The 11,975-nt window shown below is 60.6% G+C and carries 11 protein-coding genes; 4 read left to right on the forward strand and 7 right to left on the reverse strand.

Translation table 11 applies throughout. The features are described 5' to 3' along the window. Positions 1-211 precede the first annotated feature (211 nt). A complete protein-coding gene (locus ACYASU_RS16915; RefSeq protein WP_463583441.1) occupies positions 212-1,033 on the forward strand; it encodes a cache domain-containing protein in 822 nt (273 codons plus the stop codon). Positions 1,034-1,051: 18 nt separating this feature from the next. On the opposite strand, the gene ACYASU_RS16920 is transcribed toward ACYASU_RS16915, so the two are convergent. After that, the gene (locus tag ACYASU_RS16920) at positions 1,052-2,557 is read right to left on the reverse strand and encodes an MDR family MFS transporter (protein ID WP_463583442.1); all 1,506 of its coding nucleotides are present in this window, start codon (positions 2,555-2,557) and stop codon (positions 1,052-1,054) included. A 458-nt stretch (positions 2,558-3,015) separates the two neighbouring features. Next, entirely contained in the window at positions 3,016-3,903 is an 888-nt protein-coding gene (locus tag ACYASU_RS16925; protein WP_463583443.1) for a LysR substrate-binding domain-containing protein, read from the reverse strand. A 147-nt stretch (positions 3,904-4,050) separates the two neighbouring features. Here ACYASU_RS16925 and ACYASU_RS16930 point away from each other — a divergent pair, with 147 nt between their 5' ends. Further along, positions 4,051-5,682, forward strand: coding sequence for a 5-guanidino-2-oxopentanoate decarboxylase (locus ACYASU_RS16930; RefSeq protein WP_463583444.1), 1,632 nt, complete (start codon positions 4,051-4,053; stop codon positions 5,680-5,682). 27 nt (positions 5,683-5,709) lie between these two features. Here ACYASU_RS16930 and ACYASU_RS16935 read toward each other — a convergent pair whose 3' ends face one another. After that, positions 5,710-6,663 carry an AraC family transcriptional regulator gene (locus tag ACYASU_RS16935; protein WP_463583445.1) on the reverse strand — a complete coding sequence of 318 codons (954 nt, stop codon included), beginning with the start codon at positions 6,661-6,663 and terminating at the stop codon, positions 5,710-5,712. A 368-nt stretch (positions 6,664-7,031) separates the two neighbouring features. Between ACYASU_RS16935 and ACYASU_RS16940 the strand changes: the two genes are divergently transcribed. Together ACYASU_RS16940 and ACYASU_RS16945 are read left to right on the forward strand one after the other, a co-directional pair. Then, the gene (locus tag ACYASU_RS16940; protein WP_463583446.1) at positions 7,032-7,385 is read left to right on the forward strand and encodes an antibiotic biosynthesis monooxygenase family protein; all 354 of its coding nucleotides are present in this window, start codon (positions 7,032-7,034) and stop codon (positions 7,383-7,385) included. A gap of 117 nt (positions 7,386-7,502) precedes the next feature. Next, positions 7,503-7,742 carry a hypothetical protein gene (locus tag ACYASU_RS16945; RefSeq protein ID WP_192171680.1) on the forward strand — a complete coding sequence of 80 codons (240 nt, stop codon included), beginning with the start codon at positions 7,503-7,505 and terminating at the stop codon, positions 7,740-7,742. Here the strand turns inward: ACYASU_RS16945 and ACYASU_RS16950 are convergent, their stop codons facing one another. From ACYASU_RS16950 to ACYASU_RS16965, 4 genes are all read right to left on the reverse strand, one after another. Further along, positions 7,743-8,366, reverse strand: a complete 624-nt coding sequence (locus ACYASU_RS16950; protein WP_122536018.1) for a flavin reductase family protein — start codon at positions 8,364-8,366, stop codon at positions 7,743-7,745. A gap of 212 nt (positions 8,367-8,578) precedes the next feature. Then, positions 8,579-8,902, reverse strand: a complete 324-nt coding sequence (locus tag ACYASU_RS16955; protein WP_192171678.1) for a hypothetical protein — start codon at positions 8,900-8,902, stop codon at positions 8,579-8,581. 406 nt (positions 8,903-9,308) lie between these two features. Beyond that, the gene (locus ACYASU_RS16960; protein ID WP_463583447.1) at positions 9,309-9,617 is read right to left on the reverse strand and encodes a hypothetical protein; all 309 of its coding nucleotides are present in this window, start codon (positions 9,615-9,617) and stop codon (positions 9,309-9,311) included. Between the two features lie 237 nt (positions 9,618-9,854). After that, positions 9,855-11,177: an MFS transporter gene (locus ACYASU_RS16965; protein WP_192171676.1), complete on the reverse strand. Its 1,323-nt coding sequence runs from the start codon at positions 11,175-11,177 to the stop codon at positions 9,855-9,857. Between the last annotated feature and the right edge of the window lie 798 nt (positions 11,178-11,975).

The following is an 11,975-nucleotide window of genomic DNA, read 5'->3' on the forward strand; positions in this document are numbered from 1 at the left end:
TCTATACCGCGCCTGACCTTCGCTGAACAGGCGGTTTACCTTCGCTTTACTCAGCGCGCCCGGTGATTCGGCGACCATTCAGTCTCTGATACCCATTGAAGTGCCGAATGCTGCCCTATTGCAATCCCCCGTCTACGCTTGCCCCATAACCAATAAGAGTGGGGGCGGAGCGATGGCAGTCGTGTCAAAAAACGTGTGCAGAAAACTCCTGATGGGTGCGCTCGCCGCCCTGTGCATCGGGCAAGGCTGGGCCGCTGGGGATGAAGCGCAAGAAGCAGCAGCGGCCAAGGCGCTGCTGGAAAAAGCCGTGGCCCGTTACCGCGTCCAGGGGGATAAGGTGCTGGCCGAGTTCAGCCGCCAGGGCGAGTTCGTCGATGGCGAGCGTTATGTCTTCGTCACCGATACCAAGGGGATCATGCTTGCCAGTGGCGGGCCATCAGTGGCGTTGATCGGCCGCGACGTATCGTCAGTGCTCGATCCGGAGCTGCAAAAAAACTTCAAGCAGGTGCTGCAGACGCCGGAAAGCGCCGGCGTTCAGCAGGCCGAATATCGCTGGCAGAACTGGCGCGACGGTAAGGTCGAGCGCAAGCGTGTGTATTTCCAACGCATCGGCGATCGGGTTTTGTCGGTCGGTTATTACTTGCCCCGCGCTTCGCCTGAGCAGGCGAGGGCGTTGCTCGACAAGGCGTCCAAAGCGCTGGAACAGGACAAGGACGGCACACTCCGCGTGATCAACGACCTCAAGGGCGGATTTCTGCAGGACGATCTGTACGTCTTCGTGGTGAACATCGACACCAAGCGCTATGTGGCTCACGGCACCAACTTGCGGCTGGTGAATACCGACTTCAGCAAGGTCAGGGATCCGGAAGGCAAGCCGGTCGGCATTCCGATGCTCGAGCTGGTCAAGCAGCAGCCCGAAGGTGAATACGAATACCGCTGGCGCAATCCGGTCACCAGCAAGATCGAACACAAGCACGCCTACGCGCGCAAGGTCGGTGAGTTCATGGTGGCGGTGGGTTATTACAGCGGCTGATCACCCTGACCGGTTCGGTTAACGGTCCTTGTCGTCCCGCCCGCGCAGCAGGTTATTGGGCATCGCCAGCGCGGCGGACAGTCCCAGCAGCGACACCGCCGCGCTGCCCATCAACAGGTGCTGAAAGGTCATCGACAGCTGCCCGCGCAGCAATTCAAGGGCCGGGCCGCTGGCGGCGTGCAGGCTGTCCATCAGCAAATTGCCAGAGCCTTCACCCGCAATTGAACTGCCGCCGACCTGGGCAATGCCGGAACCGGCGAGCATCGCCAGCAACAGCGCCGACATCGTTGCCACGCCGACTGCGCCGCCGAGTGAGCGAAACAGGTTGGTCGTGCTGGTCGCCACGCCCATGTCTTTGACGTCTACCGAGTTCTGCGTGCCCACCAGCGAGGTCGGAAATTGCATGCCGCTGGCGATGCCGGTGAGGACCATGAACAGGCTCGTCAGAATGGCCGACTGCGGTGGCGTGAAGGCAATGCCGAGGATTGCCAGCGGCATCAATGCTGCGCCGGTGAGGATGATCGGTTTGTAGCGGCCCGTCAGCGAGGTGCGTCGGCCGCCGAAGTAAGCGCCCAGGGGCATGCCGATAGCCAGCGGCATCAGGTGCAACGCCGCGCTGTCGGCCCCTGCGCCGGTGACGGTCTGAAAGCGCAAAGGCAGCAGCACGATCAGCGAGATGGCCTGAAAGCTGGTAAAGAAAATCGTGCACCAGCACAGCACCGCGCTGCGATTGGCGAACAGGTGCATGGGCAGCAGCGGTTCGCGGGTGCGCCGTTCATACAGCACAAAAATCACCAGCGCGAGCAGCGCCACCGACAATTGCATGACCACTGACTGGTCACGCCAACTGTGGCCCTGACCGATTTCGGTGATGCCCAACAGCAAGGCTGTGAGGCCGATGATCATCAGCACCGTGCCCAGGTAGTCAATCACCGGTTTGCGCTGGGGGATCGGCAGGCCGATCAGCGTCTTGCGCGCCACCCACCAGGCCGCCAGCCCCAGCGGCAGATTGATAATGAACACCCAGCGCCACGACAGGTACTCGGTCATGAAGCCGCCGAGCACAGGGCCCGCGACGCTGGCCGCTGCGTACATCCCGCTGAAGTAACCCTGATAGCGGCCACGCTCTCGGGGAGGGACGATGTCGCCGATGATCGCCTGGCTCACGGACACCATGCCGCCGGCGCCGATGCCCTGCAGCACACGCGCCAGCACCAGTTGTTCCATGCTCTGGGCCATGGCGCAGAACAGTGAGGCGAGGGTGAAGGTCGCCAGCCCGAACAGCATCAAGCGACGCCGGCCATACAAATCCCCCAGCTTGCCGTAAATCGGCACGGCCACGGTGAGCGCAACCATGTAGGCGGAGATCACCCAGGCAAGCAGGTCGAAATCCTGAAACTGGGCTGAGATGGCCGGCATCGAAACCGCAACAATGGTCTGATCCAGCGCACTGAGGAAGACGGCCATCATCAGCGCGAACAGAATGCTGCGGATGTCCGGACGGGGTTGATTAAGACTCGTCACAGAAGGGACTCGAGTGGCAGATTGACCTGCTGAACACCCGCAGGAATTTGTGCCAAGTCTAGTCCGTTAGCTTGCTAATCGATAGCAGGCTGTGGGGAGTTTCGCAGTACGTTGACCCGCATTACGCGGACCGGCTTTTGCCATCAACGAAGGGCGCTGAACGTTGCATCAGTGGGCATGCAATGTCCCATTGTGCAGACCACCGCCATGCGGGGCGTCTGCCGCATTTGTTCGATTCGGTAAGCACCTGCGCCGTACAGGCTCAATACAGCGGCAACGGCGACAACATAAACGCACTGTCTTTTTATTGTGGTTCTCATGACATTTGCCTCGATCCGGTAGGACATCTTTTTCAGAGCGGACACTCTGAGTGTAGGTCGCTATTGGAGAGTGGGTCGGGCGATGGGGATTGAATGTTTGTATCAGCCGGGCCGTTGGGGAAGAGTCGGCATTGCCCCTCAACCGGTGTGCCGCTCAGCCGATTGCAGCGACAGCCATTCCAGCATGTCCTGAAGCGGGGAAGGCGCCTCGGCGCGCTTGGGGTGCACGAAGTAATACGCCGCGCCGCTCCGGACTTTCAGCTCGAACGGCATGACCAGGCGCCCCGCGTTCAGGTCTTCACCAATCAGCGACCAGTCGCCGATCGCTACACCCGAGCCTTGTGATGCGACGGTCATCGCCAAGTCCATCGTGTCGAAGTGCTGGCCTTGCGCGACATTGATCAGCTTGGCCCCGGCGGCCTTCAGCCACAGTGCCCAGTCACGCTCATCGAGGGTGGGGTGCAGGAGCATGTGCTGTTCCAGATCGGCGAGACGGAAGAGGGGATTGCTCGCCAGCAGCGACGCTGAGCACACGGGTGTCAGTTGTTCGTCGAAGAGGTGCCGTACGTAAGTGGAATCACCCGGATGGGCGCCGAACACAACGGCGGCGTCGAACTCTTCCCGCCGAAAATCCACCGTGTGGGCGCTGGTCGTGGTCAGTTGCACCGGCACGTCAGGCCGCTCTTTCTGCCACTGCATCAGGCGCGGCAATAACCAGCGGCTGATGCAGGTGGGCGCCTTGATTTGCAGCGCCCTAGGTTTGGCATCGACCTGATCCACCGCTTCTTCAATCAGGCTGAACACCTGTTCGATGCGCGGCAGCCATTCACGACCTTGGGCGGTCAGGCTCAAGCCCCGGGCCTGACGACTGAACAGGCGATAGCCCAAATGTGCTTCAAGCCCGGAGATCTGCCGGCTGACGGCACCCTGAGTGATATGCAGCGCCTCGGCCGCTCGGGTGAAATTGCAGCACTTCGCCGTGATCAGGAACGTGTGCAAAGCGGGCAGGGGCGGGAGGCGTTTCATCGGGGGGACGAGCCATGAGCTGAGGACATGGCTAAGCATGACATTTTTTGCGTTGTGGTCGATACGGCCCTGCAGCTTCAATGGTCGCCTATCGAGCCTGGCAAATTGCGGGTGGCGTTGGGAAATGCATACGAAAGGGGCAGACACATGGCGACGTGCGGGGAAGTGCTGGTCAGGTTGCTCGAAGGCTACGGGGTGGAGCGGGTGTTCGGGATTCCGGGCGTGCACACGGTCGAGCTTTACCGAGGGCTGGCGGGTTCGTCGATTATCCACATCACCCCGCGCCATGAGCAGGGCGCAGGCTTCATGGCCGACGGTTATGCGCGCACGCGAGGCAAGCCGGGCGTGTGCTTCATCATCACCGGCCCCGGCATGACCAACATCACCACGGCGATGGGCCAGGCCTATGGGGACTCGATTCCGATGCTGGTGATTTCCAGCGTGCAGTCGCGCAGTCAGTTGGGCGGCGGTCGCGGCAAGCTGCATGAGCTGCCGTCCCAGAATGTGCTGGTCGCGGGCGTCGCGGCGTTCTCCCACACGCTGATGTCAGCGGCCGAGCTGCCGTCGGTGCTGGCACGGGCGTTCGCGGTGTTCCAAACGGCGCGGCCGCGTCCGGTGCACATCGAAATCCCGCTGGACGTGCTGGTGGAAAATGCCGATGCCCTGCTGCACAGCCCACCGGTATCGGTGAGTCGCGCGGGGCCGGCGCCTGCGGCGATCCGGCAAATGGCGTCTCTGCTTGCCACCGCCCAACGGCCGCTGATTTTGGCGGGAGGCGGCGCCATTCACGCCGCCCCGGCTTTGACGCGTCTGGCCGAACGGCTCGGCGCACCGGTCGCGCTGACTATCAACGCCAAAGGCATGCTGCCGAGCGCTCATCCGCTGCTGATCGGCTCGACGCAGTCCCTCGATGCAACCCGCGAGGTCATTGAAAGTGCCGACTTGGTGCTGGCTATCGGCACTGAACTGGCCGAGACCGACTACGACATCACCTTCCAGGGCCACTTCAAGATTCCAGGCGCGTTACTGCGCATCGACATCGACCCCGATCAGACTGTGCGTCATTTCGCGCCGACGGTCGCGTTGGTGTCTGACGCTCAATACGCCGCCGAGGCCTTGGTCGATGCGCTGGCGAGCGAAGTGCTGATGCCACGCCGCGAGGAGTGGGGCACTGCGCGGGTTGCCGCGCTGAAGGCAAGTCTTGAGGCGGGCTGGGACGATGCGACCCGTGGGCAGACGCTGTTTTTGCAGACGGTGCTCGACGTGCTGCCGGAAGCCGTGATCGTGGGCGACTCGACCCAGCCGGTCTACACGGGCAACCTGACCCTGGACCTCGACAAGCCCCGTCGCTGGTTCAATTCATCAACCGGTTACGGAACCCTTGGCTACGCATTGCCCGCTGCAGTGGGCGCATGGCTGGGCAGCCGCGACGCCGGAGAATCCAACCCGGTGGTGTGCCTGATTGGCGACGGCGGTCTGCAATTCACCCTGTCCGAGCTGGCGAGTGCGGTGGAAGCGCGAACGCCCATCGTCGTGCTGCTGTGGAATAACCAGGGCTACGAAGAGATCAAGAAGTACATGGTCAACCGCGCCATCGAGCCCATCGGCGTCGACATTTTCACGCCTGATTTTGTCGGTGTGGCCAAAGCCCTGGGATGCGCCGCGGAGGCGGTCGGCCGTGTTGAGCAACTGAAGGCGGCACTGAGCTCAGCCAGTCAGCGTGACGGTCCGACGTTGATCGAGATCGATCAGCAGCGGTGGATGAGCAGCCTCGACTGATGGTTTACGTTGACTGACCGGCGCGCTTCAAACCGTACTGCGCAGCCGCGCCAGGTCGCGTAACGGTGGCGCACCGAACAGGCGGCTGTATTCGCGGCTGAACTGCGAAGCGCTTTCGTAGCCGACCCGGTAACCGGCGGCCGACGCTTCGAGGCCGTCCGCCAGCATCAAGCGCCGGGCCTCCTGCAGACGCAGTTGCTTCTGGTATTGCAGCGGGCTCATGGCCGTGACGGACTTGAAACGGTGGTGCAGCGTGGAGATGCTCAGGTTTACCTCCTTCGCCAGATCCTCAATCCTCAGCGGCTCCTGGAAATGGTCGTTGAGCCACTTGATCGCCTGGGTGACGCGATGGGTCTGGCAGTTGGAGATGGCGATTTCATACAGCCGGTGCCCTTCGCTCCCACGCAGAAGCCGGTAAAGGATCTCCCGATTGATCAGCGGCGCGAGCATGGGAATGTCTTTCGGCGTGTCCAGCAGGCGGATCAGCCGGATGACGGCATCGAGCAGCTGTGAATCGATCCGCTCGACGTACATGCCGCGCCCGCTGTGACGCGTCGGTACGCTCATCGGGCCGGCCTCGGCGATCAATGCGTTGATTTCCACCGGATCGATTTCCAGGCGCAGGGCCAGATGCGGCTCTTCTGGCGTCGCATAAATCACCTTGCCGCTGATAGGCAGTGCCACCGACAGCACCAGATAATTGAGCGGGTCGTAGGTGTACAGCTCGCCGCCCAGTGTCACGTCCTTGCGGCCTTGGGCCATGATGCACAGCGCCGGTTGTACCAGCCCCGGCACCGATTGCGACGGATGATCGTGGCGAACCATGAACAGCGGCTTGATCACCGTCTGGAAACTGCCATCGGCGGGCGCATGACGGCGGATCAGCTCCGCCAGTTCGGCGCACTGTTGCGTCATCTGCGCGCTCAGCTCGGCAACAGGTCGAGCATCCGGGGCGGACGGCGCAAGAGCGGATAGCGACATGGGGAATTCCTCTGACAGAGCATTGATGCAGCACAGCTTATTTTTGGGCAAGCGCAAGCGTTAGGCGAATCCTGCCGGATGCTTGCCTGATTCTGTTACCGCTGTGTTGCGTTGCCATGAACGTGCCCTGTTCGCTTGGGATCGTTGCTCGAAAGTCCATGGGCATCACGCGGCGCAGCGGCGAGCCCCGACGTAACGATGAACCTGTCAGCGCAGAATCAGGCAATAACCGGGCAGTAATTGGCTACCGCAGGTCGCGCGCCTGCCCCTAACCTTCACTTCCCGTCGCAGCTCGTTTCATGGATTCCCGATCCCGGCGCGCGGCACGCACGCAAAAGACACGCACGCAAAAAACAGGAGCGCAGAGCATGCTAAATACTTCAGTTGTGAGCCATTGGGTCTCCGTTCGCGCCCGTGCTGGACGCAGTGCCCAACTGGGTGCCCGTTTGAGCAGTCTGATCAGCCCGTCGGCGGCTGCTGCGGGTTGTCTGCACTTCGCGCTGCAGAAGTCTCTGACCGACGAAGACCTCTGGGTTATCACCGGTACGTGGGCCGATCCTTCCGCGATGAACGACTGGTTTGCCGCGCCTGAACTGAACCTGTTTTCCGAACTGCTGACCGAAATGCTGGTGGCGAGCCTGGACTTTCAAACCTTCGCCACCGTGACGGCGTCTCAGGTACAGACGGCTTATGCCCCTGAGGGGGCTCGTCTGGCGGGCTAACAGGTTTCGGTGCTTTTGCTCGGGTGCAGGCGATGGGCCTGCGAAGAAAACCTTTCAGGTGTTCGAACGCCTGCGTTTAAAATCTCGCCTTCATTTTTCCAGGCAAGGCGTCGAACCATGGCACGCAAAGAATTCCAGCACCACGAAGCCGTCTCGGCCGCAGTCCCCGGTGACGACGGTTACAGCGCCGCAATCGCCGTCAAGGCCCGGGTCATGGGCGGTGCGCCGACCTTTCACCGCGTGCTCGCCGAACAGAAATTCCCTACCGCGCTCGCCGCTGACGACGCCGCCGTCAAAGAGCTGGAGCGGCTCGCCGACGTCACGCAAGAGGGCGAACTGGTGTTCGCCGAGGATTGATCAGACTTTTGGTCGATACATTTTGAACAGCGACTCCGCGCTCAGCTGGAAATAGTCAGCCGGGCCGCCGCCGCGCAGGATGGGCTCGCCGGCTGCAGTGTCATACACACCTTCCTTCAGCAGCCGCTTGGCGATATGCACCGCCACCACTTCCCCCAGAATCAGCCAGCTCGGCACGACTTCCTTGTCGGCGCGTTGCAGCTGGATGATCTGCGTCACTTTGCATTCGAACGAAACCGGCGTCTCTTTGACCCTCGGCACGGAAACGATGCGCGACGGTTCTGCGGTCAGGCCAGCCAGCTCGAACTCACTCACGTCCGCCGGCACTGCCGCGCAACTCATGTTCATCTGCTCGGCCAGGCTGCGCGTGGCGAGGTTCCAGACGAACTCGCCAGTCTGTTCAATGTTGTTCAGGCTGTCTTTGCGACCGATGCTGCAGAACCCGATGATGGGCGGCACGTAGTTGAAGGCGTTGAAGAAACTGTAGGGCGCCAGGTTCAGCTTGCCTTCGGCGTCTTGGGACGAGATCCAGCCGATCGGACGTGGGCCGACAATGGCGTTGAACGGGTCGTGGGGCAGTCCATGACCTTTGGACGGTTCGTAGAAATGAATATCGTCTGACATGGTGTGTTCCTGAATGAGGGTGTGCCGGCGAGGCGGCCAAGGTATGCGCATGTGCGGCATGCAGGCCGACATAGTGCAAGGCATTGGGTGAGGATTCCAGCAGCCTCCGAACCCCGGGCAAAAAAAAAGCCCGACAAGCGTCGGGCTACAAAGGGAGTTCAGGAGGTGAAACATGAAGCGGTAAACATGCGGCGGGATGATGCGGGCACCGATTAGCTGGCGCGGTTGGCACCGACGCGATCAGCACCGTCAGAGGCCAAGCGGTTTGCACCGATGTGATCAGCGCCATCAGCGGCCTGGCGGTTATTGCCTACGCGGTCAGCGCCGTCGGCGGCAAGACGATTGGCGCCAACGTGGTCAGAACCATCGGAAGCCTGACGATAAGAACCGGTGTGCGACGCATTGGTGTGAGAAGAACCGCCTTCTGCTACGACAGTGCCATTAAATGCAGAGTGCTGTTCGGAAACAGGCAGAGCGAATGCGCTCGATGCCAGGATGGACAGACTAAGACCAAAAATAATATTTGAAGTTTTCATGAGTGTTGCTCCAGTAAGTTCAATAATTAGTTAACTTGGGAATGGAGCCAATATTACGCGCGTACGGATTAAGTTGAAGTTAACGGTATTGGTAACGACCATCGCCAAAAATGATAGTGGGCTGGAGCGCCCGGTTTTAAAGCGTTGCAGAACTTTTTGCGCTGACATGGGGCAATTTTCGCTCGTGATGGCGAATTTGTCTGTTGACTTGGGTGTCATTTGTTTGCTGGCGCTGTGGCCGGGTAGGGGGTCGGCTGAGCATGAGCGTTAGCAGGATTGGGGTGGAAAGCTGCTGCGTTTCCGATGGATACCCGCCATGCGCCCATTCGAACCAAGGGTTTCAGTTTTTTAACGCAGAAAAATTAAGCCCGGCATTAAGCCGGGCTGAGAGAACGTCATGGATGTATCAGCTCAGGCGATTTGCACCAACATGGTCCGAGCCATCAGCAGCGAGATGATTTGCGCCTACGTGGTCCGAGCCATCAGCGGCCTGGCGGTTTGCACCGACGCGGTCAGCGCCATCAGCAGCGAGGCGGTTGGCACCTACGTGGTCAGAACCGTCAGCAGCGACGCGACCGATATTAGTGTGGTGCGAGCCGTTTTCTGCAACGACCGCAGCATTCACCGCGTGGTGCGCATCAACGGCTGGAAGTGCAAAGGCGCTGCTTGCAAGAAGGGAGAAAGCGAGGCCGAAGATCAGTTTGTTAGTTTTCATGGTAGTTGCTCCAGATCGATTTAGTTAGTAGGTAACTCGGTATGGAGTGAACTTTACTCGCCTCAAAATTATTAGGAAGTCAATCGCATTAGTAGCGATCATCGCTGAAATTGATACTGCAAAAAGCGATCGTTATTCATGCACTTAGCCACGCCTGCGAATGCAAAAGGGCAGCTCATGTGAGTGAGCTGCCCTTTTTTTCGCCCTCTGTAAGCTGCTCGACAGCTCCGTTTCAGGTCAGTCGGTTTCGATCCGCGAGTGCTTGCGGGTGTCCTTCATGAACACATACACCAGCAGCGACACCGCAATGCAGGCCGTGACGTACCAGTAATAGCCGGTCTCCATGCCAATGCTCTTGAACCACAGCGCGATGTATTCAGCCGTACCGCCGAAGATCGACACCGTCAGTGCGTACGGCAGGCCGACGCCCAGGGCGCGTATCTCGGTCGGGAACAGTTCGGCTTTCACCACGGCGTTGATCGACGTATAGCCGCTGACGATGATCAGCGCGGCCATGATCAGGAAGAACGCGCCCCACCAGCTCTGAATGGTGTGCAGGGTGGTGAGGATCGGCACGGTACACAAGGTGCCCAGCACACCGAAGGCAATCAGGATCGGGCGGCGGCCGACCTTGTCAGACAGCGCGCCGATCACCGGTTGCAACAGCATGAACAGGAACAGCGTCGCGGCAGAAATCGTCGTCGAGTCGGTGATGCTCATGCCGACCGTGTTCACCAGGTACTTCTGCATGTAGGTCGTGTAGGTGTAGAACGCCAGCGTGCCGCCCATGGTCAGGCCGACGACGGTCATCAGCTCTTTCGGATGGCGCATCAATGTGCGCATCAGGCTTTCTTTGGGTTTGTCCTTCTTGCGGGTGAACGACTCGGTTTCTTCCATGCCGCGACGCAGGAACAGCGCCACCACCGCGCACAACGCGCCGATGGCAAACGGGATGCGCCAGCCCCACGTTTGCAGTTGTTCAGTGGTCAGCGTCTGCTGCAGCACGATGAGCACCGCCAGCGCGATGAGCTGGCCGGAGATCAGCGTCACGTACTGAAAGCTGGAGAAGAAGCCCCGGCGTTCCTTGGTCGCCATCTCGCTGAGATAGGTCGCCGAAGTGCCGTACTCGCCACCCACCGACAGGCCCTGCAGCAGGCGCGCGAACACCAGCATGATCGGGGCGCCGACGCCGATGGTTTCATAACCAGGGGTGAGGGCAATGATCAGCGAACCGAAACACATCAACAGCACCGACGCCATCAGCGCGGCCTTGCGGCCTTTGCGGTCTGCGTAGAGGCCCATGAGCCAGCCGCCGATGGGGCGCATCAAGAAGCCCACGGCAAAAATCGCGGCCGTGTTGAGCAACTGGGCAGTGGTGTCGCCCTTGGGGAAGAAGACTTTGGCGAAGTAGAGGGAGAAGGCGGCGTAGACGTACCAGTCGTACCACTCGACCATGTTGCCGACCGAACCGCTGAAAATGGATTTCAGGCGACTTCCGGTGGTTTTCTCGGCGACTGGCGTGGCAGCCGCTCCGTGGGAGGCAGAATTGGGGATGGCCATGGGATTTCCTGCAGGTCATTGTTGTTAGAAGGAACGCATCGAGGCGTTCTGACGACAGTGATAGCAGGAGCTGTGCCAAAAGCTGAAAGGCCCGGAGTAGAGGGGTTGGCGTGGGGTGGATGAGCGGAAATCCGCTTGTTGCGTAAGATGCCTGAGCGAAAATCCGCTCATCGCCGCAATTCTCTTCCCGGCTGAAGCCGGTCCCACTGACGGACTGCGATCATCTAGTGGGACTTGCTTTAGCCGGGAAGGCGTCGGGTGTTACGCCGCGAAATCGAGGGTGCTCAAACGGGCCATTTCCCGGCTGAAGCCGGTCCCACTGACGGACTGCGATCACCTAGTGGGACCGGCTTTAGCCGGGAAGGCGTCGGGTGTCACGCCGCGAAATTGAGGGTGTTCACGCTGGCCTCTTCCCGGCTGAAGCCGGTCCTACTGACGGATTGCGATCATCTAGTGGGACCGGCTTTAGCCGGGAAGGCGTCGGGTGTCACGCCGCGAAATTGAGGGTGTCATGCTGGCTTCTTCCCGGCTGAAGCTGGTCCCACTGACGGACTGCGATCATCTAGTGGGACTGGCTTTAGCCGGGAAGGCGTCGGATGTTACGCCGCGAAATCGAGGGTGCTCAAACGGGCCATTTCCCGGCTGAAGCCGGTCCCACTGACGGACTGCGATCATCTAGTGGGACTGGCTTTAGCCGGGAAGGCGTCGGGTGTTACGCCGCGAAATCGAGGGTGCTCAAACGGGCCATTTCCCGGCTGAAGCCGGTCCCACTGACGGACTGCGATCACCTAGTGGGAC

It is taken from the genome of Pseudomonas sp. HP_12, assembly GCF_055283955.1.

Excerpts from the sequence above, each read along its gene's own strand:
- ACYASU_RS16915 (WP_463583441.1), top strand. The coding sequence starts at position 212 with ATGGGTGCGCTCGCCGCCCTGTGCATCGGGCAAGGCTGGGCCGCTGGG.
- ACYASU_RS16925 (WP_463583443.1), bottom strand. The coding sequence starts at position 3,903 with ATGAAACGCCTCCCGCCCCTGCCCGCTTTGCACACGTTCCTGATCACG.
- ACYASU_RS16930 (WP_463583444.1), top strand. The coding sequence starts at position 4,051 with ATGGCGACGTGCGGGGAAGTGCTGGTCAGGTTGCTCGAAGGCTACGGG.
- ACYASU_RS16935 (WP_463583445.1), bottom strand. The coding sequence starts at position 6,663 with ATGTCGCTATCCGCTCTTGCGCCGTCCGCCCCGGATGCTCGACCTGTT.
- ACYASU_RS16940 (WP_463583446.1), top strand. The coding sequence starts at position 7,032 with ATGCTAAATACTTCAGTTGTGAGCCATTGGGTCTCCGTTCGCGCCCGT.
- ACYASU_RS16945 (WP_192171680.1), top strand. The coding sequence starts at position 7,503 with ATGGCACGCAAAGAATTCCAGCACCACGAAGCCGTCTCGGCCGCAGTC.
- ACYASU_RS16950 (WP_122536018.1), bottom strand. The coding sequence starts at position 8,366 with ATGTCAGACGATATTCATTTCTACGAACCGTCCAAAGGTCATGGACTG.
- ACYASU_RS16955 (WP_192171678.1), bottom strand. The coding sequence starts at position 8,902 with ATGAAAACTTCAAATATTATTTTTGGTCTTAGTCTGTCCATCCTGGCA.
- ACYASU_RS16960 (WP_463583447.1), bottom strand. The coding sequence starts at position 9,617 with ATGAAAACTAACAAACTGATCTTCGGCCTCGCTTTCTCCCTTCTTGCA.
- ACYASU_RS16965 (WP_192171676.1), bottom strand. The coding sequence starts at position 11,177 with ATGGCCATCCCCAATTCTGCCTCCCACGGAGCGGCTGCCACGCCAGTC.